The 22,686-nt window shown below is 57.7% G+C and carries 18 protein-coding genes; 10 read left to right on the top strand and 8 right to left on the bottom strand.

Translation table 11 applies throughout. The features are described 5' to 3' along the window. Positions 1-118: 118 nt before the first annotated feature. On the bottom strand, positions 119-904 hold the full coding sequence (locus tag AC6RUA_RS19105; protein WP_499816099.1) for an IclR family transcriptional regulator: 786 nt from the start codon (positions 902-904) through the stop codon (positions 119-121). A gap of 152 nt (positions 905-1,056) precedes the next feature. Between AC6RUA_RS19105 and AC6RUA_RS19100 the strand changes: the two genes are divergently transcribed. Further along, positions 1,057-2,211 (top strand): NAD(P)/FAD-dependent oxidoreductase, encoded by a 1,155-nt coding sequence (locus tag AC6RUA_RS19100; protein WP_499816098.1) that lies wholly within the window; start codon positions 1,057-1,059, stop codon positions 2,209-2,211. 663 nt (positions 2,212-2,874) lie between these two features. Next, positions 2,875-4,062, top strand: a complete 1,188-nt coding sequence (locus tag AC6RUA_RS19095; RefSeq protein ID WP_499816097.1) for a M24 family metallopeptidase — start codon at positions 2,875-2,877, stop codon at positions 4,060-4,062. Positions 4,063-4,076: 14 nt separating this feature from the next. Here the strand turns inward: AC6RUA_RS19095 and AC6RUA_RS19090 are convergent, their stop codons facing one another. After that, positions 4,077-4,865 carry a 2-amino-3,7-dideoxy-D-threo-hept-6-ulosonate synthase gene (locus tag AC6RUA_RS19090; protein WP_499816096.1) on the bottom strand — a complete coding sequence of 263 codons (789 nt, stop codon included), beginning with the start codon at positions 4,863-4,865 and terminating at the stop codon, positions 4,077-4,079. Between the two features lie 208 nt (positions 4,866-5,073). Then, positions 5,074-5,238, bottom strand: coding sequence for a hypothetical protein (locus tag AC6RUA_RS19085; RefSeq protein WP_499816161.1), 165 nt, complete (start codon positions 5,236-5,238; stop codon positions 5,074-5,076). Positions 5,239-5,392: 154 nt separating this feature from the next. Between AC6RUA_RS19085 and AC6RUA_RS19080 the strand changes: the two genes are divergently transcribed. The 3 genes from AC6RUA_RS19080 to AC6RUA_RS19070 all read left to right on the top strand — a co-directional run bounded on the left by AC6RUA_RS19080 (position 5,393) and on the right by AC6RUA_RS19070 (position 8,231). After that, on the top strand, positions 5,393-5,740 hold the full coding sequence (locus AC6RUA_RS19080; RefSeq protein ID WP_499816095.1) for a cupin domain-containing protein: 348 nt from the start codon (positions 5,393-5,395) through the stop codon (positions 5,738-5,740). Between the two features lie 90 nt (positions 5,741-5,830). Next, positions 5,831-7,054, top strand: coding sequence for a M24 family metallopeptidase (locus tag AC6RUA_RS19075; RefSeq protein ID WP_499816094.1), 1,224 nt, complete (start codon positions 5,831-5,833; stop codon positions 7,052-7,054). Positions 7,055-7,817: 763 nt separating this feature from the next. After that, positions 7,818-8,231: a DUF6884 domain-containing protein gene (locus AC6RUA_RS19070; RefSeq protein ID WP_499816093.1), complete on the top strand. Its 414-nt coding sequence runs from the start codon at positions 7,818-7,820 to the stop codon at positions 8,229-8,231. 122 nt (positions 8,232-8,353) lie between these two features. Here the strand turns inward: AC6RUA_RS19070 and AC6RUA_RS19065 are convergent, their stop codons facing one another. Continuing rightward, positions 8,354-9,607 (bottom strand): hypothetical protein, encoded by a 1,254-nt coding sequence (locus AC6RUA_RS19065; protein ID WP_499816092.1) that lies wholly within the window; start codon positions 9,605-9,607, stop codon positions 8,354-8,356. Positions 9,608-9,891: 284 nt separating this feature from the next. After that, a complete protein-coding gene (locus tag AC6RUA_RS19060; RefSeq protein WP_499816091.1) occupies positions 9,892-14,310 on the bottom strand; it encodes a S8 family serine peptidase in 4,419 nt (1,472 codons plus the stop codon). Positions 14,311-15,097: 787 nt separating this feature from the next. On the opposite strand from AC6RUA_RS19060, the gene AC6RUA_RS19055 reads away from it, so the two are divergent. Continuing rightward, complete coding sequence (locus AC6RUA_RS19055) at positions 15,098-15,874, top strand: aldo/keto reductase (protein WP_499816090.1); 777 nt, start codon at positions 15,098-15,100, stop codon at positions 15,872-15,874. 241 nt (positions 15,875-16,115) lie between these two features. On the opposite strand, the gene AC6RUA_RS19050 is transcribed toward AC6RUA_RS19055, so the two are convergent. Then, positions 16,116-16,832: a CAP domain-containing protein gene (locus AC6RUA_RS19050; RefSeq protein WP_499816089.1), complete on the bottom strand. Its 717-nt coding sequence runs from the start codon at positions 16,830-16,832 to the stop codon at positions 16,116-16,118. Between the two features lie 403 nt (positions 16,833-17,235). Between AC6RUA_RS19050 and AC6RUA_RS19045 the strand changes: the two genes are divergently transcribed. Then, the gene (locus AC6RUA_RS19045) at positions 17,236-18,402 is read left to right on the top strand and encodes a hypothetical protein (RefSeq protein ID WP_499816088.1); all 1,167 of its coding nucleotides are present in this window, start codon (positions 17,236-17,238) and stop codon (positions 18,400-18,402) included. Between the two features lie 356 nt (positions 18,403-18,758). On the opposite strand, the gene AC6RUA_RS19040 is transcribed toward AC6RUA_RS19045, so the two are convergent. Further along, a complete protein-coding gene (locus AC6RUA_RS19040) occupies positions 18,759-19,334 on the bottom strand; it encodes a DUF8170 family protein (RefSeq protein ID WP_499816087.1) in 576 nt (191 codons plus the stop codon). A 132-nt stretch (positions 19,335-19,466) separates the two neighbouring features. On the opposite strand from AC6RUA_RS19040, the gene AC6RUA_RS19035 reads away from it, so the two are divergent. After that, positions 19,467-19,892 carry an ArsR family transcriptional regulator gene (locus tag AC6RUA_RS19035; protein ID WP_499816086.1) on the top strand — a complete coding sequence of 142 codons (426 nt, stop codon included), beginning with the start codon at positions 19,467-19,469 and terminating at the stop codon, positions 19,890-19,892. Between the two features lie 124 nt (positions 19,893-20,016). Here the strand turns inward: AC6RUA_RS19035 and prf1 are convergent, their stop codons facing one another. Then, positions 20,017-21,093, bottom strand: coding sequence for a peptide chain release factor aRF-1 (prf1, locus tag AC6RUA_RS19030; RefSeq protein WP_499816085.1), 1,077 nt, complete (start codon positions 21,091-21,093; stop codon positions 20,017-20,019). A 553-nt stretch (positions 21,094-21,646) separates the two neighbouring features. On the opposite strand from prf1, the gene AC6RUA_RS19025 reads away from it, so the two are divergent. Together AC6RUA_RS19025 and AC6RUA_RS19020 are read left to right on the top strand one after the other, a co-directional pair. Next, the gene (locus tag AC6RUA_RS19025; protein WP_499816084.1) at positions 21,647-22,057 is read left to right on the top strand and encodes a hypothetical protein; all 411 of its coding nucleotides are present in this window, start codon (positions 21,647-21,649) and stop codon (positions 22,055-22,057) included. A gap of 68 nt (positions 22,058-22,125) precedes the next feature. Further along, a complete protein-coding gene (locus tag AC6RUA_RS19020) occupies positions 22,126-22,671 on the top strand; it encodes a hypothetical protein (RefSeq protein ID WP_499816083.1) in 546 nt (181 codons plus the stop codon). Positions 22,672-22,686: the final 15 nt, after the last annotated feature.

Here is a 22,686-nt window from a genome sequence, read left to right as displayed (position 1 = left end):
CCCGAACCGAGACGATGCTCCTCGCGACGATGCTACCGTATGCTGGCGTCGGTACCTCCCCGTCAACCTAGCTCGCCTGGGTGAGAGTAGCTCCCGTTCCACTGCTCGCTGGGTACCCCTACTGCGATTCAGACAGTTCCGCCGCTATCGTCTTGCGCCGCGATTCGATCGTTTCCTCAATCTCGTTGATCGTCCGGTGGAGATTATCGACGTGTTCGTTCTCTAGCGTCTCTTTTGACAACCGGTACGCTGGCCCCCCCACGGTCAACGCTCCCAGGATGTCGTCGTTAAGATCCCTGACCACCGCGCCGATTCCGTGGTATCCCTTAAAGCATTCCCCGTTGTTGTACGCGTACCCCTCCTCACGGATGTGTTTCAACTCCTCAAATAGTTCCTCCCGACTGGTGATCGTATTCTCCGTCTTCCGAGGGAGGCCCCATCGGTCAAGTATCTCCGTCACTCGCTGACGTGGGAGTTCAGCTAATATTGCCTTTCCGGCGGCGGTGTTGTGCAGATAGAGGTAGACGGGGCCATCGGTGAGGTGTTCTGAGTGGTGTACCAGGTTCGCTCGGCCGTTCTCTTCGACGAGGAATTCCACCTCCCTATCCGTCTCCTCCGCGAGCGCTCTAACGTGCTTCTCCACTATCTGGTAGCTCGGGTTCCGGGTTCTGGCACTCATGCTGTACTGTCGGAGGCGGAGGCCGATCCAGTATCTCCCCCCCTCTCGAACGACGAACCCCTGCCGACGGAGCGTATTGAGGTGGGTGTACACCGTACTCTTCGGCAGATCCAGGTGAGTTCGTATCTCTGAGAAGGTGATTCCGTTCGACTCCGTAATCAGATCGAGGATTCGTATCGCCATTTCGGTCGTCTTGTGAACTGAATTCTTGGCTTGCCCTGTCATGGGTCGAACTAACAAATACCACGGTATAAATGTTCGTGTTTTCTGAACTCCACAGATCATCCGCACCCCGTGAATCCGGGAATCACCGGAGTTAACGGCTGCTGAGGGAGATGAATCCCAACGTATATGCGTTTCAGAACTAACAGAATCGTATGCAGGCGATAGTGGTCGGTGGAGGAATCATTGGGCTCTCGAGCGCATATTATCTCCAACAACGGGGAGTCGACGTGACAGTACTCGAGAAATCCAGTATCGGGTCCGGGAGTACTGATCGAGCGAACGGTGGAATCAGGGCGCAGTTCTCCTCCCCTATCAGTGCGGCTCTCTCGCAAGAGAGCATCGCCGTCTGGAAGCGATTCCAGGACGAGTTCGGCACTGAAATCGACTATCGCCGTCCTGGGTACCTATTCCTCGCACGGAAAGAGATGACCGCCGAACAGTTCCGAGAGAATGTTCGGAAGCAGAACGAGGTAGGGGTCGACAGCGAGTTCCTGACCGCCGAGGAGGCCGAGAAGAAGTGCCCTGGGATACGGAGCGATGAGTTCGTCGGTGCGACGTACTGCTCGACCGACGGCTTCGCGGACCCTCATCTCGGCTTGCAAGGATTTTCCCAAGGTGCACACAAAGCCGGTGCAGTCATCCGAACGAACGTTGAGGTGACGGACCTACTACGGAATCAGCGGGGCCACGTACTGGGAGTCGAAACGTCCGACAGGACGCTTCGTGCGGACTTCGTCGTTAACACCGCTGGCCCATGGGCGGGCCAGATCGCGGAGATGGGAGGAATCAACCTCCCCATCACTCCGAAACGACGACAATTGATGATTGTCAAGCCGGAGTGCCCCGTCGATGGTTCAGTCCCGTTCACGATTGACACGGACCGGGGTGTCCACTTCCGACCGGAGCGCGATGGAAACGCGGTCGTCGGTGGTCATTTCGACCAGAACGACCCGCCTGTGGACCCCGACCGGGTCAAGGAAAAGATGGATCTCGATTGGGCTATGCGCACGCTCAACGAGGCATCGACCTCCGCCGACTACTTCGGGCCAGATTCGGAGATCGTACGGGGGTGGGCGGGACTGTACGCCGTCACTCCCGACCATCACCCCATTATCGAGGAATCGAAACCCGGGTTCATCAACGCCGTGGGATTCTCGGGTCACGGATTCATGCAAGCTCCGGCGACCGGACAGCTCGTCGCGGAACTCGTAACCGAGGGACAGGCATCCCTCGTCGACATCTCAAAACTCACCGCCGACCGATTCAATCGGGATGTTCAGCTAGAGGAAGGTACGGTAATCAACTAGTGATCCCTTGTTCCCGCCGATGCCTTCCTTCTCTGATCACGGCTGGCCGGAGAGTCGTTGAGCACATACCATCCCGACAGGAGTCGTCGTGACCCATCTCTCCACGTGTCCCGACTACGCCACTTCTCGACACTGCCGCGACCTCCCGCCTCCTCGCTCCGTCCAGGGGTAAGTAAGGTCTCCCCTCTTCCCGCTATTGTTCGCGAGGGTCTCTGCGCCTCATCGTCATCCCTTTTGAGACGACGGTTTTTATTCTCGATTCGCTCATAAACGTCCCGAATCGCCGAACGGTGTTGTATTCCCTGAGAGTTCCGTCCGCCGGTCGAGAAGCGCACCTGAATGAGCTGGGCGGCCAGGAGATGCGCCGAACGTGTGGGAATCAACCCTCTCAGCTCACATGGAGTCACTCGGCTGCTCACCCAGGCAGTTGGATTACGATGGTACCGATGTAATGAGTATACCCTGCTCACTTCTGAAGCATCTCGTCGGAACGCTACTACCGAGTGACGAGGATCGGGCCAGCCCGGAATGGTGTCCTCAGATCACCTGGTGGGACTTCAAGATCCATATATTAGAACCCCATCCTCGCGAGTGTTCGCTTGCAGGTGGCGGATGCCCGTCGATCACCTTGTACATTAAGTCACGGCCCCCCCACTACCATCCATGGAGTTGTACGACGCTCCCAATTCGAACTACGAGGCGCTAGCTGCCGCAGTAGACCTCGGTGAGGTCGACGCTTACGTCCACGTCGGGCAGGGGACAGACGATCTCCTCCGGTATCTTACCCGGGTAGACGGAGAGGACAAATCCTACGTCTTCGTTCAGACTGACGAGGAGACGGTTCTCGGTGTCTCTGCTCGGTACCTCCGCGAGGCGGAGAACCGGTTTCCGGGCGACCGAATCGTCGAGATACCGTCCGATAAGTCCGTCACCGACCTCGTAGCAACCGTTCTCGACGAATCGCCAGATATCATAATTCCGAACACAACCCCGGTCGGAACCGCATCCGATTTAGAGTCGTTCGCCTCGGTGAAGGTGGTGGCGGAACCCGATACAATCTGGTGCGAAAAGACGAGTGACGAGCAGCGTCTCTTAGTGTATCTCGCCGACGGTGTCCAGTTCGGGATGGCCCGCGCGGAGTGGGTTCTGTCCGAGGCGGTCGTTGAGGGTGACGAACTAGTTTGGGAGAGTGAACCCCTTACAACGGAACGGCTTCGCCGCGAAATCCAGAAAGCGTTGGCCACGTGTGGACTTTCCGACTACGGGAACATCGTCATCGGAGCGGGCCCCTCTTGTGCAGACCTGCACTTCACAGGCCAAGACACCATCCGCCCCCACGAGACGGTCCTCATTGACCTCGGACCGCGTGGTCCGTTCGGCTACTACGGTGACATCTCTAGGACGTTCGTCCCGGGTTCTCCTTCCAAGTGGGCGCGTGAAACTTACAGCATCGTCGAAGAGACAATCGGAACTGCGTTCGACACTATCTCTGAGGGGGCGGGAGTCACGACCGGCGAACTGTACGGAGCAATGGCGGACGTTATCGAGTCACACGGATACGCGGTCGGGATACCTGAGAGAGGTGACGACCGGATTGGGCTGACGCACGGAACCGGTCACGGACTTGGCGTTCGGATTCACGAGAAGCCGTTCCAGACTCGTGACGGGGAGACGAGACTCGCGGTAGGCAACGTAATCACTATTGAACCAGGGATATATGATGCTGACCGTGGCGGCGTCAGATTGGAGGACGTAGTCGTCATTGAGGAGGACGGCTTCCGGAACCTAATGGACTACCCGACGGATATCTCTCCGATCGCTCGGAAGCGAGAGCCACCGTCACTAGATTGAGTGCCCGCGCTCCGCTACTCGGCGAGTAGCGTCGTCTCTAGGGCTCGGTCGACAGATTGGTCGTCGTGAACCACAACCGAGACCGCCTCAGTCATCGCTCCTGGCTGGTCGTGCTGAAAGATTGAACGACCCATAGAAACACCGACTGCCCCGGCGTCCATTGCGTCACGGACCTGCTTTAGCATCTCTCGGTCTGTGCCCGGACTTCCACCCGCTACGACTACGGGACACTGCGTTGCAGTGACGACGCGTCTGAAGCTCTCGGCACTACCGGAGTACGCTGTTTTCACCACGTCTGCGTTCAGTTCCTCCCCAATACGCGCTGCGTGAGCGAGATTCTCGGCGTCGTGTTCGTCAGTATCTGGACCTCGAGCATACGTCATCGCAACTACCGGAATGCCGAATCGATGAGCCTCTTCGGTGATTCCGGCGAGGTCCTCGATCTGCTCCGGTTCGTGGGTACTCCCGACGTTCATGTGGAACGACACCGCATCGGCTCCCAGTCGAATCGCCTCTTCGACCGTCCCAGTTAGTCGCTTGTCGTTTGCGTCAGGCCCGAGCGTCGTAGACGCGTTCAGGTGCATTACGTATCCAGCTGTGTTCTTGTGCGGATGGACGCGGTCGGCCAGCCCTTTTTGCGTTAGAACCGAGTCAGCGCCGGCGCTCGTTACTGCTTCAACTGTCGCCTCGATGTCCTTGAGTCCGGCTGTGGCTCCAATCGTTATCCCATGATCCATCGGAACGTTGAGAATTTTCCCATCCGTTCCGATGTTGTTCAAACGTGCTCTGATTCCGGTTTGCACGGCCTCAGTTTCCCGTCACACTCCAATGAACATTGTGTTATGCGCAATCAGAATACTCATCGACCTCGTCGCTTTCCTCCGGGAATTTTGTCATCTTTCGAATCAGTGGTTCTCCAGTGGAACTAGTCGCTGACGTTGATGTCGGCCGACAGCCCCTGCTCCATCTCGATGTCGTAGCTGTTGTTGAGCGTCCACGCCGTCCGCTCGGTCACCGCCTCGATGACCTCCCGCGCGCTCGGGTAGCCGTTCCCCGACGGAACGTGCCGAGCGACTCGCCGGTGGCGGGGTTCTGGCTCTCGAAGGTGTCGTCGCTCTCGCCGTCGGTCCACTCGCCGCCGATGTAGTGTTGGTACGCGTCGGTGTCAGCAGTCACATTTCGTTCTTCTTGATTACGCATGACGTCATGCGATTTCTCGTGGCAAGTCTGAGAATCTTCGGAATACGATTTAGGCGTCGACGATTGAGTCATAACGAGGGGCGAGTTACCCGAAGAGATAAGTCCTTATGCTAATATACAAGAGCTAACTATGGAGCGTGTCTTGTTCAGCGAGGCTGAGCGATACGAGCCCGACCAAGGCTGGCAGCGAGTCTCGCTCGCTGGCAGCGACCGATTCACCTTCGAGTGGTTCGAGAAACCACCCGGTCACTCCTCACCGATGCACAGTCACGAAAATGAGCAGGTCTGTATCGCCCTGAAGGGAGAATTAACGGTGTACACACCTGACGACGAGGCAACAATTCAACGGTTCGACTCGGTCAAAATTGACACAAACGAGGAACATCGCGTCGAGAATACGGGCTCGGAGCGAGCCGTCGCAATCGATGTTTTCGCGCCGGGACGGGGATTCGACTTCTGGACGGACCGAGACGAGTGACCTCACCAAGAACGACCACCGACACAAAGAGAGCGCGTCGATTCGCTCGCTACCAAACACTTATTACGCTTCCGAGTCGCGGGTCGGTCTATGGGTCTTACTAGCGTGCCACAAGCAGAGTTCGAGAACCGAATCGGGACGGTACGTGACCGAATCGCAGAACGAGGCGTCGACGTGCTGTGTCTCTTTTCCCCGACGGACATTGAGTGGGTGAGCGGCTTTCACCACCTCCAGACCGAGCGACCAGTATGTCTAGCCGTAACCGATGATACGGTCGCTATCACCGTCCCCCGTCTCGAACTTGACCGGGCTACGACCGACGAATTCCCTGCGCTAGACTCCGTCTCCTATTACTACGACTACCCGGGTGGGACGCGCGAGGGGTCCACATACCACCAACACACGTCGGCAACGCCTGAAGAGACGATACGAGAGATGCTTGACGAGCTCGGGGTTGACGACGTGGCCGCCGACATGAACGGCGCGCCTGGCTACTGGGGGTACAGCGGTCCTGCACTCGACGAGTTCGCGGACGTGTCTGTTAGAGAAATAGTCGATTGGATTCCCGATCTCCGAAAGGAGAAGTCGAACGTCGAAATCGAACTAATGGAGGAATCGGCAAAGTGGGGCAACCTCGCACACCGGAACCTAGCGGAGTACGCCGAACCGGGGAAACATGAACTCTGGGTCGCAAAACGAGCGAGTCTTGACGCCTCAATGGCGATGCTCGACGCACTGGGCGACCGGTACGACTCGCACCTTCGGGGGGGATTTCCCGCTTCGTGTGGTTTCCTTTCCGGCCCGAACACGGCTCTTCCGCACGGTCTGACCGAGAATCGTCGACTCGAACAAGGGGACGTACTTATCACGGGAGCGTCCGCGAATGTCGGAGGATATCGCACCGAACTTGAGCGGACGATGTTTGTTGGGGAGGTCCCCGACCACCACCGCGAGTACTTCGACCACATGGTCGAACTGCAGCGATTGGCGATCGAGACGATGGAATCTGGTATCGAGGCGTCGACCGTAGACCAGCAGGTCCATGACTACTGCAAGGAACAGGGACTACTGGAGTATACGCAACACCACACCGGTCATAATATCGGACTGGGCGTTCACGAGCGCGAGTTTCTTGACCGGGGTAGCGACGAGATCCTACGACCGGGCCAGTTCTATACGGTCGAACCCGCGCTGTTCGTGCCGGGCGTCGCCGGGTATAGGCACTCGGATACCATCCTCGTAACCGAGAACGGAACGAGGTCGCTGACCTACTATCCAAAGGACATCGAGAGCAACACCATCCCGACAGACTGACCGACGGAGTAGCTCGTCCCGCGAACCACCTCCCTGCGGGGTCCCGGACGATCGATCTACCAAGTTTCTCCTTAGGCAGTCGAAGAGCACCTCAACGATGGGGGCGCACTTACTGATGAGATGGAACTGTGAGCATAGGTTACTTCAAGAACTGACTTCCGCTCGTCGAATAGAAAGCCGATACTATTCAGGTCTCGACAGCGGGGCTAGCTATCGATGGAACGTTTTTGCGGTACCACGTCCACCCAGGTCGGTCGTTGTAGATGGCGGTAGTAGGGGAAGGTATCGGGCCAAATTGAGTTATGAATATAGTATACGGATTCCAGATACAGACTCAGTATACAGAAACACCTCACGCTAAGAGTGCTAATCAGAACAGCGGATGGGTTCATCATTACTTATCCGCTCCACTCCAATCGTCTCAGCGATTCTCTCTGCTGAAGAAGCAGACTGGAATTGGACAGAACACCCTTTTAGAGGCCGATGATCTCCTTCGATCAGCGGCGGCGCTGTCGTGACGAGTGACGAGAAGCGAGTCTGAACCAGGAGGTCGGCATGATTGCCGTTCAAAGTTGAGATCGGATCCCAGTCTGATCTTCAATTCGGTCGAAATCACGCATCACGCCCGCTCTATACGGACCGTAGTCTCATCTTGCACGGCTGGAAATTCGGTATCGCCATATAGAGTTTATATTATCGGATTTAGGCGATACACGTCTCGAAATACCTGCTATCGGCGGTTTCGGCGTTTTTACTATCCACTGTGGATTATCGTTGTACAAATTCGAAGCGTGACGAGCCAGCGCTCCCTCGCGATCTCTACGAGCCATCAGCGCTCTTTCGGAAGGCGAGAGCGTACTGCAATCGGCACCACGACACCTGGTATATCCTCTCTGCGAAGCACGGTCTTTTAGAACCTGATGCCCACGAGATCGCCCCTTACGATGAAACACTTACTACCGCAACGGTCGATGAACGACGAACATGGGCCGCACAGGTCGAAGAACAACTTGACGAAGCCGATCTGCTCACTGACGAAGCGGAACTTGTGATTCACACCGGCAAGGCCTACTACGAGTATCTGCTCCCGCTCGTCGAATCGCAAGTCGACAACGTTCAGATTCCGACAGCTGGCTTGGCTATCGGTGAAACACTCGCATGGTACAACGAAAGATAGAGCGTGAGAGTGACGATGATCGCCGTCTCGAACGGACATCCGCGAGACCGGAGCATACGACGCAGATAGCCGAGTGGTTTGGACGATAGAAGTTCACATTAGACCCTTTCCAGGGTCTGGGTTCACCGAGTGGCGTCCAAGGGTTCGCGGAGTTTCCAAGTATCGCTCTCTGGATCAAGTCGGGTCGGCTCTGCGCCGCGTTCGGTGAGAACCCCGGCATGGAATAATATCGCCTTCAGTTGAAAGACCGTCGGCGAATGGAAGACGTTCCCGTCGCTCAGTTCCTCGGTTCGGAGCTCTCCGTCTTCATCAAGCACCCGTGACCGAGCGTCGTCAGTTCCTCGGATAAACAACTCGACGGTGAACGTAGAGTGGTGGACATGGAGCCACGTGACGAGATCGACCAGTGACGGTGCGGTGAATCCGTCGTCGTGCATCGTCTGCAGTTCCTCGACGAGCAACTGTGTCGCTGGGTACGCCCAGACGACGCGCCTTGTCATGAATCCCCATGCAGGTGCCACCTCGCAGAACCGTCTTTGTGAACCCTTCCAGTCGTCGAACGCCGCCAGTGCACTATCAACCGTCTCGTAGCGAGCGAGTGCGAATCGGACGACTTCCTCGCCGAGTGGGGTGAGTGTAGCCCCGGCCGGACCTTCGTCAATTAAGTCAAGGAAGGCGGCCCCTTGTCGGGCACCCTTCACGGCGCCGACGACGTTGTCGGCAAGTAGTTCGTCGGTATCGGCAGCATGATACAGTGCGAGCGGGACGCCGAGGTAGTTCTTCGGATGGTTGAGTCCAAACGACTTGTCGGCAACGCCTTGTGCTGTCGCCTGAAAGCGGATAGCGGTCGCATCGTCGGATGTCCGGTTCCCGACGACGCGGGGGACTTCAAGTGGTTCGACAGTTCCCTCCATGTCGACCCCAAGGACGCCAACATTGAGTTCACGTGCGAGTGTACGGTCTGATGCCGAGATCGACGTCATCGGTGCGGCGAGATAGGCGGCGTTGGCCTCACTGAGCCGGTCGTACGCTTGGACGACACCACGCTGGACATCGACCGCCCCAGTCTCGGTGTAGCCCTTTGCTTCTACAGCGATCAGCGGCGGCTGGTCACCAAATCGTTCGACCGCGAGTAGCTCTGGGTCGAGTAGTCGGACACCGACGAGGTCCGGATACCCAGATCCCAGTCGAACATGGTTGAAGGGGGCGAGTCGTTCGCGTACGTCGGTCGTGATAGACTGGCCGGGGAGCCACTCCTCCATTGCGAACTGAGTATCACAGACAGCGTAGGTGTTCTCCTCATTCGAGTTCGGAAAGAGCCGACGCTTGGTGTGTACGAGGACCTGCGGTTCCGAAAGCGATGCCGCGCTGGCCATGGCTCGTCATCTGGAGCGATGGATATCAACCTTCGCTGAGACATGCCCTGTATCGGTGTACCCGTCAGGTTCGACTACCATTCTTAGTTCCCTACCGAGAGGCTGAACGACCACGAGACGGTCGAGATGGTCGCCGAGGTAGTTGACTTCCTATTCGGCCCACAATGCACTATTCGGGCCCACAGCGCCTCCACGGCGATACTAACGAATCAGTATACTTCAGCGTGGAGCGATCTGGAGGAAATGAGAATCGGATATTGCAGTCGGGAAGGGTGCTGAGAAGTCTATTTGTGGCTCGTTCGGCGCCGAACAGCCAGCACAACGGCGAGGAAGGCGAGAATGGCACTAAGCTCACCGAATCCAGGGCCGGTAGTCGATGTCGTCGTCGATTCATCGACTTGAGGTGGTGAGGAGGTTGTATCTCTCGTCACTGTCGGCGTAGCTGTAACGCCGCCTGAGTCCGTCTCGTTCTGTTCATCAACACGCTGGGTGTCACTACCATCGGCCTCGTCACCGGCAGTAGCAAGTGAATCTTGCCCTGCGATAGCGAACGTCGAGAGACCAGGTGAAACGGCCTCGAATCGGGCCGTCGTGCTGCTGGTGACGACGAGCCGAGTTTCGAGCGCTGTCCACTCACCATCGTGGTAGCGGTAGAGGACAACATCGTCGAGCGCGATCTCCTGTTCACGCAGTCGGTCGGTGCTGACAGCGAACTCGAACCGGACTTCAGAGACGTCCGCCTCCTCGAAATCGTCGGCAGTATCGACGGTCAGATAACCGACTGCGTGGTCGACAGCGGGCGTCCCATCAGTCGGAGCAGTCGACGAACTCGACACATCCGCGCTGAATCCGGTATCGCGCGCGAACGTCGTCGACATCGATTCGAGGGAGACTCCGTCGGCCGCCAGACGTGCTGTGACGTCTTCGCTCGGGAGCGCAACTCGCACCCTGTCCATCGACGTCGCGTCAGTGATCTCGATGCTGACGCCCGTGTCGGTGCGTTCGACGGTCGCACCCGCGTTGCCAGACACAGTCACCTCGGGCTTCGGTTCGACTGGCTCTGGAGTGGGCTCGGGCGTCGACGGTGGTGAGGACACGGCACTACCGCCAGTACTCGCACCACCGCTTCCGCCACTGCTGCCGCCTCCACCCACTCCAGCGGCCGGCGAGGAAGCAGCGGCTTTGACGGTCACATTGAGCGAGTCAGTTGCGGTGTTCCCCGCTATGTCGGTCACGGTCACCGTTGCGGTGTAGTCACCAGCCTCAGAGTAGGTGTGGGCCGGGGCAGTGCCAGACCCGGACGAGGAATCACCGAAGGTCCACACATACTCGCCGATCCCGGTCGCGTCGTGTGACCCCGACCCATCGAACGAGATAGACTCGTCGGCGGTGGCTGTCAGATCCGCTCCGGCGTCGGCCGTCGGTGCGGTCGTATCGAGCGTCACCGCCTCAGTCGTGCTCGTGTTCGTGTTGCCAAGGACGTCGAGTGCGGTGACGGTCACTCCGTGATCGCCATCCGCGCCCACACGCACGCCGTCGACGGTGAAGGTACTGCTGTAGGTGCCGTCGCCGTCGGCGTCGGTGAGCCTCACCGTCCCGGCCCCGAAGGCACTTGCCTCAACCGTCACCGTGTCGAGGTCGTTATCGACCACGTCCGCGGTTACGGTGAGCGTGTCGCCATCAGCGACCACTCCGTTCCCGTCCGTCTCATCAACGAGAGACGCGTTCGAGAGGAGCGGCGGCGTGTCCGGGCTCCGACTGGACGTGTTGATGGTGAAATCCGTCGTCGTCGTGTTCTCATTGCGCGTCGCGTCCAACGCGGTGAATTCGATTGCGTGCGATCCGTTCGGTGCGAGCGTCCCCTCGCTGCCGACGATGAACGTTCCGTCGTAGACGTCATCCCCATTTTCGTCAGTAAGGGAAACTGTCCCACTACCGAACGCTGAGACGTTCGCTTCGACGGCACCGACGAGCATGTCGTCGGTCACCGTGACCGCGAGTCGGACCTGGTTGTTCTCGCCCACTTCGCCGTCACCGTCGGTCAAGTCCGTCGCTTCTGGACTCAGGAGCACTGGCGCGACCGTATCGTCGGCTGCTCCAACCAAGAGTTCACTCGATTGCTCGGGGGCCTCGTTACCTGCGGTGTCGACGGCCGTAACGTCGACCCGAGCGCTCCCATTGAACGACGTAATCGTCGACGTAGTTTCGTAGACACCGTTTCCATCTTCGTCCGAAAGCAAGACCGATGAATGGCCACCGAACTTCGAGAGGTCCACCTTCACTGCGTCAAGGTGAGTATCGGCGGCCGTCGCACGTACCTTGGCGTCGTCGCCCTCAGTAAGGAGTGCAGTCCCGTCGGTCGCGTTGACGAAAGCGACGTCCGAGATCGTCGGGTCGGTGTGATCGATCGTAATCTGACCCGTGGTCGCGCTGTTCTGGTTGCCGGCCGCGTCGGTGACGGTCACGGAGAACGACATCGTCCCTTCAATGGTCGAGTGGTCGATCACTCTCGTAGCCGTGAACTCCTCATTCCCATCAGTATCGACGAGGGATTCGTTCGGCTCATCGCCAAGCGGAGTGAGGTCGACAGTCCCGGAGATGGCAGTCACATCGCTCACATTCGCACTGACAATGAGTGTTCGGTCAGTACCGACGAACGCCGGATCGATCGGATTGTCGCTCACAGCAGTCACGTCGGTCAGTGTCGGAGCTACCGTATCAAGTGTCAGCGTCGTCGACACCGAATTAGTATTGCCGGCCACATCAGTAGCCGTGACACCGAACGCGTATGTGCCATCAGCGGCACCGGCGCCAGTCGCATCCACGGTGAACGTACCGGTGTAGACGTCGTCGGAATCCTGGTCGGTCAGCGAAAGCGAGGAAGGTCCACCAAGCGGAGATACGTCGGTGGTTACCACCATCGGACTCGTGTCCGTGACCGTCGCGCTGACCTGAACCGTATCGCCGTCGGTAACGACACTCTCGATATCGCCGATCTCGGCATCCGGAGTCGCATCAACCGCAACGGCATTCGTGATCGACGGGGGTGCCCCGTCGCTGGCTGTGGCCGCTTTGAGCGCCGCACTCGCGTTTACGAGCCCGTAGCCGGCCGTGTTGTCCGGCTCCGTGCCGGTGATCTCATCGGTCGTCGACGTGAGTACGCTCCGAAGTTCGGCAGGGGTAGCGTCACTATCGACCTGCGAAATCAATGCGGCGACGCCGGCCACGTGCGGCGTGGCGGCGGAAGTCCCAGGGAAGCCGCCGTTCGAAGCGGAGCCGTAGACGCTCGAGGAGACGCCATCCGGCCCCATGAGTTCCGGCTTGCGGTCACCGTCGATCGTCGGCCCGCGCGAGGAGTATGAGCGAACAGAGAGATCGGAGTACCGAACTGCCCCGACCGTCAGGACAGTCTCTTCGGTCGCTGGACGCGTCACACTCCGTGTGTTGGTCCAGTATTCGAGTGTCGAATAGTCACCGACGAAGATATCGAAGTCGGATGTTGCGCTGGCGTCGTAACGGTGGACGACGAGATACATATTCGACGTTGTCTGGCTGGCCGCGAGGGTGATACCCTCTTCAGATTGGGCCCCAGACGACCCCGTCTGTGGATTCGTGGAGACGGCCAACTGTTCGTTGGTCGTAGCATCGTAGAGGGCGATATCGTAGTCTTGGTCGCGGTTCTCATAATCGTCCCAGCTCACGGTGACGGTCAACGGACCGCTCGTACCGTGCGTGATACCGAGCGTCTCGTCGGAGCCGGAGAACTCCAGATATTCGTCCGCATCGGCATCCGTCCACTCGACGTTGTAGTGGTGTCCCCCGCCGGCGTTGCCGGCCGCAACGAACCACGTCGTACCGCCGGCAACCGAGTCGGCGATCGCGTTATCGAGCGTCGAGGTGCCGTCGAATGGTCCATTGTTCAATCCGAGCGACATCGACACGACGTCAACCGAACCGCGTTCGCTGATGTCTTCAATGGCGTTGAGCAGGTCGAGTTCGTACTTAACGCGGTAGAGGTGCAGCGAGACGTTCGGCGCGGTGTCGACGACGATCTCCGCCGTGGCAGTACCGTGCTGCCCGCTCTCGTTACTCCACGCCTCTCCGTCGCCGTCGAAGGCCTGATAGCTGACGACGTTGTCCTGTATCTCCGGGTTCGACGCGTCGAAGCCACTGTCGATGACGGCCACCTCGACCCCCTCACCAGTAACCCCGTAGGTGTGAGCTGCTGGCGCCGATACGCTTCCGGCCCCCTCACTCGTTACGCTCCCTGCCGTCGCAAGTTCGGTCGGCGTATCGACGAAAGAGATCGCCGGCGACTTCGCGAATCCGCGGAGCGCATTCGTTGGGATCTGTGCGATAAATCGGGTCTCGGCTCGCGTCCGAACGGTTCCTCCATGGCTCCCGACCCGACGTATCGCCTCCTCAACGTGGGCAGGCGACGCTGCAACGCGTACGGTTACGAACGGATCATCAGTGCTCTGTGTAACCAGCGACGTATCTGACTCGACGGGCGTATCATCCGCCTTGTCGAGGAGACGGGTAACAGACGACGACAGTTTCGAGTCGGACTTATTCGACGAAGTGTTCCACGTCGACTGCGATATGGACTCTAATCCGTTTGCTTGTGTGGTATATTCTCCGTTGGTCAATCGGATTTGGTTTTCCCCGGTCTCAGTCGGCACCGTGATTGCGGCAACAGACATGGAGGGAACGGTAGCGGTGAGAAGAAGCAATGCAAGTACGGTAGCGAGTATTCGGTGTGAAGACATGAATTATGAAACCTCTCTCGGAGGGCGGACGAGCGAAACGTTGCGGTGAGAAGCGACGGACTCGAGGTCGTCGTATCCGACGTATGCGAAGACGCCTTCGTCAGTTCGTGAGGTGACGACTAGATCCGCATCAGAAGGAACATCACGATCTGATCGAAGTTCGATAACGACAAGCACGCGCCCATCACACGTCTGCATTCCTCGCGCTTCCGCGGTTGCCTCAGGATCGGACGAGCGAGCAACCTCTTGGATTGGGGCGGCGAGCTTCGATGATTTCGACGCCGTGCTGGGTGCGGTCCGGTTAGTCGTATTTGCTTGTCGGCTCGCCGTACTAAGACACCCAGCCACGAATCCCATCGGGACGAGCGAGAGAATCGTTCGTCTGGCGACCGTAAGCGGCTGTTCAGCTTCCTGACTGCTACTATTATCTCGATTCATCCGAGCCCAACCCAGGTAGTAGATGAACCGCTGTTACCTGTCAACACTATCAAGTGATGGGAGAAGGATCATCGTGATAACTTCTTGTCTCAAAAATTCACGGCTGATATTCATTTTTAAGTATACGACTATAGATAGATCTTCAAACTCGCCCGCTCAGTTCTCCAACCGGCAGAGGCCGGAAAACGGATCACTGACAGTGGAATCCGGCGAGAAACACCCGGGCTCTTGCAAGTGGGGCCGATGGACTTACTGAGTCTTCCCCGGTCTTCTAAGATCGATTATGCAGTTTGTCACCACACAGGGCGTCGAGGTACCAGCACTCGGCATTGGAACGGCACGATTTGACGAGACCAATCGGTGTCAGCAGGCGGTTGAGACTGCCCTCGAGGTTGGGTATCGGCACATCGATACCGCACAGACGTACGGGACTGAAGGCGCCGTTGGTAGCGCAATTACGGCGTCTAACGTCGATCGTAAAGAAGTGTTCGTCACGACGAAACTCGACGACGGCAACCGCGATCACGAGAGTGTCATTGACTCAACCCACGAGAGTCTCGATGCACTCCAAGTCGACACCATCGACCTGTTGTTAATCCACTCGCCGAACGATACTGTCCCACTTGGGGAGACGATCAGCGCGATGAACGAGCTGCAAGACGACGACGCCGTCGCTCATATTGGTGTGAGTAACTTCTCGATCGAACAGCTCCACGATGCGATGGATTACTCTGAGACTCCGATCATCACCAATCAGGTCGAGTATCATCCGCACAAAGACCAGTCGGAGTTGCTCGAGGTCTGTGTCGACGAGAATGTGATGTTGACAGCGTACAGCCCGTTCGACGTCGGGGAGGTTCTCGATGAGCCAGTGCTTGCCGAGATTGGGGAGAAGTACGACAAGACAGCCGCCCAAGTAACGCTTCGCTGGTTGCTTCAACAGGAGATGGTGTCGGCGATCCCGAAAGCTGCCGGCTCTGACCACATTCGGGCCAACTTCGACATCTTCGACTTCGAGTTGACTAATGAAGAGATGGACCGGGTTTTCGGGCTGCACTGATCAGACCGGGCTAATTGTAACTTTGGAGTCTGGCGTGTCGTAACCATGGGATGCGATTCCAATTGTTGGTCTTAACCAACGCGATCTACCGTATCCCCGCGGGGAACGTTGGTTAAGAGACTTTGTTGGGTAGTATTCAGAGCGAAGTTGACTGCAGTCCACTCTCTGTAGGATCAACCGACTGGAGAGAATAGCCTGAAACACTCACGCGTCTACGACCGACGCCAGTTTGGGGGGACAGTTAGCAGAAATTCTGCGTCGCGTATACTGCAGTCTGCCCATTGACTTCGGTCACAGCAACACCGATCGCTTCGGTTTGCCAGAACTCCTGGAGGATGTTTTCGCGGTGGCCGGGCGATTGCATCCACTGGTGGACGATCCCCTCGGCTAGTTCGTCGACATTGTCGTAGTAAACCGTTCCATTATCAGTGCGAACCGACTCCTCATACCACGTTTGAACGATATTCTCACCACCGGTCGCATATCTATTCCCATCCATCGAGACGCGACACTCGTAATTGAATCGCTCATAGCGGTCCTGTACCGTCTCGCCGGTGGGTGATTCGTGAGCGAAGTAGTCGTTCGTCGCCATGTCCTGTGAGTGGTATCGGGCAGGCGCACGGAGCTCCGAATCGAACCGAAGCCGCGTGAATCCGTGCCTCTCGCGTACGTCGTTGATCTGCTCGTGGATAGCATACTCGAGCCGGGATCGATTCAGCCCGCTCTGATTGTTGGGGTGAGTGTTGGGTGGCTCACTTACTGCCGGCTGTGGGGGGTTTGACGACGTGGGATTGGTCAGGTCTGCGAGCAGCCCTCCTACCGCGTCCTCTACCTCCGCTTGAGTCGGAGCCTCTGTGGGGTCAAGAATGCCTGTCGAGACGCCAGCGGCGACTACTCCACCGACCAGTACAAACCAGATAAGAAGTGTGAGTACTCCATGCGAGCGGCTAGATCCCATCTTATCGAGGTCACTCCCCGTACGTGAACTGTGTTTCGTCGGACGGCTCCTCTGCTGCTGATTCGACGGTCAAGATGATCGTCCGTGCCGGTGATTCTGCCCGAAGCGATTTCGGTATAGTCTCGTCTGCACACAAACACTCCGTCTGTATTATATACATGTGTGAAAACTAAGGTCTATGTCTCGGTCGACACTCGGTCAATCGCTTACCCCGGCTCTCAGGACATGGGGGGAGCTCGTTGCTGCTGGCCCAACAGGGCCTGGTATCGATTTCTCCGATACGAATCGGACACGTCGCTGTCAAGCTCGTGTCGATGCCTTTCTTGCTGATCCGTCGGATGAAACGTTTCGCCGCCTGTGGAGTCCCGAGACACTGGGTGGGTACTGGACGCCCAACGCAGCAATGCTGCTGCGCGCAGATGGTGCTCTCGAGTCGCTTCACACGCTTATCACCGAGATGGATTCAGCTGAGCAATTCAATTCGCAGTGGACAGAGCAGCTTGATGGGGCCGCCGACGGCTGGGGATTTTACGAACTGTTCGGTCGGCTGCAGGGCGGCCACGAGCCGATCCCATCGATTGAGGCGAAGCAGACTCTCGACACGCTTGGCTACAACGTCGGCACCGACCGACACTCGCTTGTTGAGGCGATTGAGACGTTCCGCGACGAGTACGACTCCATCGTCGGGCACACAACCGCCGGGACGTCGTATGCAATCCCCATCTACGCGGAGATCGACGAGTTCTTCCGTCTCATTGAGACGACGGACCGGGAGACGATCAGATCGCAGCTCACGGGGCCCTATGCACCACTGTTTCGCCCGCTTATCGGACACCGCGTTCATACTGACGGTGCCGACCCAATCGAGTGGACCGGTGTCAACGAGCTCATTCGAGAACATATCGATGCCCGCGAGGGCGGTGCGTACGACGACTTCGAGACCGAACACTGGGGTGGCACACACATCGAAGTCTGGAAGTGGCAGTTTGCGGCGTACTTCGAGGATGTCGTCCGCTCGGAGTTCGATCTGACTGCGCTTACTGCAGCAGAGATCCCCCGATTTTTCGACCGGATCGAAGAGCCGACTGACGAGTTCGATGCGGTCTCAAACGTCCCCGCGAAGATGATGGGTGGTCGATTCCACCGGCTCGCGTGGGCTGATATCGTCACTCACTGTCGTGAGAACCCGGCGGAGGCGGCGGTCGTCCTCTCGGATCTCTTCGACGAGGAGATCGACATCGTCGACCGGCTCAACGAGTTCTACGAATTCTGTTCGCATCTTACCACACGTGAGGAGAACGACCGCTCACCGGGATCGCTGTTACGTGCAGCGACGGCACTACTGATGTATGCTTATCCGGATCGGCACATCACCTTCCAGTATCAGCGGCTGAATAACTTCTTCGCGGCGTATTCGACCGCCGATGGTGTTGAGATGGGCTTTAACGCCCGGCAGTATCGGGAGGTAGTAATGGCCTGTCGAGCGCTGCTTGAGAAAATCGAGGCGCATGCGGGGGATGCATCGATGATCGATGTCCAGACGCTGATTTACATCCACGACGATGCCTGAAGTGGATACGGCCGACCGGTAATTTGGCGTGGAGGTGAGGAGGGGGTACTAGAGTTCACGAGTGGTGAAGTACTGCAAGCTAACCCGTTACTGGAGAATACTGTCAATCTACAGCTTGTTAGAGCGACGGCGGGTCAGGATAGCGGCACCGCTCACAGCGGCGGTACGGTGACTGCGGGATCTCTGAGTCGGAGATCGTCTCAATGTCGGGTTCGTCGATGGTGTCGAGCGCTGTACAGCCACGTAGGCATGATCGCTTGCCCTGATTCGAATCTACTGACACAGGCTCTCGGAGCAGGGGACTCGGTATTGCGATACAGAAGAGTGGGAGGGGAATACGCCTTTGACGGGAGATGTTAGTCGTCGGCGTATACGGCTATCACAGCGTCAGTTAGTTCGTCAGTCGTCTCCCACTGGTGGGCTCGGTCCTCCCGATTGAGTGACTGAATGTAGTGGGCGAACATGGCGTCGTAGGCTTCGCGCTGTTCGTCATCGCTCTCATATACGCGGTAGAATGATTGCGTATGCTCTCTGTATGCAGGCTGGTCGATGTATCCGGCTTCCCATGCATGACCACCCTTCGAGTGTTCGTAGACACCAACGATGTGATCGGCGTAGCTCACGAGCATCTTGAACTTCGATGTGAAGAACTCGGTGATATCGTGGATCTCGTCCATCAGAAACGCGTTGACGTCGGTATCGCTCCGCGCCACAGCCGCCTCGGCTGTGAGTTGGTCGCGCACGGTCTCTAGCTGGGGCCGTTCTTCGTCACCGTACGAGCCGAGGACAAAGTACGAGGTTGTATCGATGAATCGTCCGAGATCCTCGTGCATCGCCGTTTGAATCTCTTCGAGACGTTCCGGCGTGAGCTGCTCTCCCGGTTGCTCGCCTAACCGGTCGATCATCCCCTGCATCTCGGCGTCGTCAGTCATATTCCAGCCGAGACACGGTCAGCACCTAAGCGTGCGGAAAGAGCAGTGGAAGTGAACGAAACGAGTACTGATGATACCACTTCGATATTCGCCGAAATGGTTATCTAGTGTTCTCCCATTAGTACAGGTACAATGGCACAGCCCGATCCCTCGGCACTCGCTCCAAGCGGCGAGACGAGTGGCCTCGACCCGATCGTCGCGTTTAGCGCGCTCGACGATACGACCCGAGCGAACATCGTTGGGACGATCGTTGGCCATCCGAACGGTGCGCCCTCGAAGAAGGAACTCGAATACTATAATCCGAGCGTCGCCGCCTCGACGCTCACCGACCACCTGAATCGACTCCAAGAAGTCGGTCTCGTCGAAGTGATCGAGCGTGACCGAGCAGGACTGAGCCGAGGCCAACCGTATCGGTTCTTTCGGCTGACCGACGCAGCGCGGGAGCTATTCGACCGAAACAACCTCTTCGAGCCCGATACCTATCAGGCACTGTTCGCGGAAGTCGAAACACCCGACGAGATCGAGGCTGCGAAAGCTGTCGAGCGACCACACGAATAGACTGGGATCCGGTGATCGCCCGACGAGGCATGGGATACTAGGAGGGACAGGAGATAGACGGGGTCTGGAGGCGTGCCTGTGGATCAACGCTCACACTCAGCCTGTTCGCGTCATCGGTAGTTGCTTAGTTGATCGGGAAGCGGAGGAGCGCTCCGATCCCACCGAAGCCAGCGTCGAACTGCGCTCCGCGGTCAGTCTCGGTTGGCACGACGATGCACTCCCCTCCCTGCTCGGTGGTCGCTGTCTCTAATTCCCGAACCTCGTCCGCTGACAGCGCCTCGGAGACGAGCAGCACGTCAACTGCACCGTACTCAAGCGCCGTCTGTGTCTCTTCTGAGCCGTAGGCAACATCGTCACCCTGCCCGAGCGCAGTGAAGAAGCGCTCAAGCGTCTCTCGGGTCCGCTGTTGCTCGGCACTATCGAGTACCGAATCCGCTTGCTCGACCAGCTGGGAGAGTCCCTGTTCAGTCGCGTACTCGACGGGGTAGACGCCGAGGATGCGATTGTGGAGTTCGTGATGGAGGAACTCACCCGCTTGGAACTCGTCGACGGTGATCGTCGTCCCGCCAACGAGTAGCCCCTCCACAGGGGAGTCGGAGAGGAACGCACTCTCGGCAGCGTCGGCGACCTGGCCGAAGAACTCCCGCTTCTGCCGGTCGCGCTCGCGAGCGAACCGCTGGGCGCTCTGACCGCCGGCCCTCGTCTTGCCCATCACCTGACTCTCGAACGACTGGAGCGGGACGACACGCTCTCCAGCGAGTCGGCCGAGAGTCGCACGCCCGCGTTCGAGCACGAGCAGACCGTATGTTTCCGAGGGTGTGAGTACCCGCTCGACGGGGTCCAGCTCGAACTCGGCGGCACACCGATACAGCGAGATATCTATGGGCACGTCAAGATCGTCGAAGACGGAGTCGCGGAGTTCGCCGTCGACGACCCCGGCGTAGATGACGAGTCCGTTCGGTGGCATCTCCTCGTACACACGGAGGAGGCGACGGATACGTCCGAGTGCGTCTCTGACGCGGCTGCGTGTTCGGTCGGATTTGATGTTCTCTGCTTGCGCGTGTTCTTGCTTGATTCGCTGACGAACCGTCTGAAGCGATTTGTCTGGTGGAACGGCGAGGCTGATCAGTTCGGTGCCGTCGCCGCGGTAGTCGGCGAGGCGGTCGATTCGGTCGCGGAGTTCGTAGTCGTCGATCTGCATTGATGTCGGTCGAAACGGCACAGCTGCTCGGTGAGAAGGCGATCCACCCGCCGGCGCCGCGACCGACTATGAGAGAACGAAGCGAGCGCTCGTGGTCCGCGTGTTCCGCAGGTGCACCGGCGGTGTGAGGTGCATATCTACTAGTTCGTGGAATAGTCGGATAACGCTTCCGCCGAGCGTACTCACAAATGGGATTGCTTACGAGAGTCGGCGAATGCCACCACGGCCGTTCGCATAGAATGCTCCGCCAGTAACGTGCCGGTAGCGTGTAAGCTACCCTGGGAGCCACACCGGTAGGCGGCCAATTTAACCAACAAATACCGGGGCATCCTCTCGAGACCGTTGGTTAAATATATCCACCTATACCTGCGTAAACGAGGCGAAGAAGGTGTGTTCGAGTACTCGCTGGTACAGCCCGTTTCCCTTCTAGAGAGGATCGAGTCTTCAGAGTATCCGTCTAGTTTAGTCTCGAAGGATCAGCTAGATGCAGATCTCTGCCTAGTGTTATGTTCGCTAAGGTATACTTATTATCTTCCACTCGTCTGTCTCTCCTATGGGACTGGACGCTATGTTCCCGCTCAATACCTGTGAGAACCCTTATGAACAGATCGAGAAGCAAATTCGGACTGTGACTAATGGCAAGGTCGCTCTACAGTCATCGGGCGGTGGATACACCTACTATGTCGGTGATACTGTTCAGGGACGCGCATTCGTAACCGTACAACCGAACATCTGGCTCTATCTCAATCCTTCGGTTAGGACGGGTATCACTGCTTCTGAGCCGCCGAAGGCGATTGACCAAGACGCTACTTTCGAACGTGTGCCTGAGAATGAGAAATGGGGTGGTTCGTTTGGGCACCGTATCAAGATCGAGCGTCATGAAGCCTGTGAGCTACTACAGAGGATTCTACAAGCAGTAGCTCAATCATATGAGCAAGTTCGCCAGTCTATTCTCCTGGAGTGATCTAACCTTGTCTTCCTACCTCAGAGACAGCTCAGCTACGCAGAATTACACGGAGTACATTTCCACCTGTGACTAGTCTCTACTTCGCACCAGCGTCTAAACGGGATGGAGAGGGATATGCGTATCAGCATCTCAAGTCAACCGTTCTCTCCCCTGTGAAACTCACAGAGGTGATGGGACTCCCGTTTCAGTATGACGAAGAGGTACCCATATGGGGAATAACAACTGGAACAAGCAAGCGACATAAGCCCGAACCGGGTGACTACCTGCTTTTCTATACAGGCAGTAATCAGTTTCCCTACGCAGCACGAGTCGATCAGCTTGGCAATAGCGTCTCTCTTGCAACCGAGCTGTGGCCTGACTTTCAAGAAGCAGGAGACCAGGATACTGATACCCCCGGTACTCCATGGAGCGTAATCCTCTATCTCGACACGGTCTGGGAGGTGAACGTCCCTGGGAGAGCCGTGAGAAACTGGCGGAATGCAAGTGATATTCCGATTCGAAATTTCCAGCACTATCCAGAGTACCGAAGCCGAAGAATGAAGAAGCACTTCGGCTCTATTCCTGACTTCCTGTTTAACTGGGAGAAGAAGGTAGTTTCATCTGCACGGTAACGTGAACATCTCTTT

It is taken from the genome of Halorarum sp. SLYT50, from assembly GCF_059821265.1.
The sequence above is the reverse complement of the archived record's forward strand: the minus strand, read 5'-3'. Positions and strand labels throughout refer to the sequence as shown.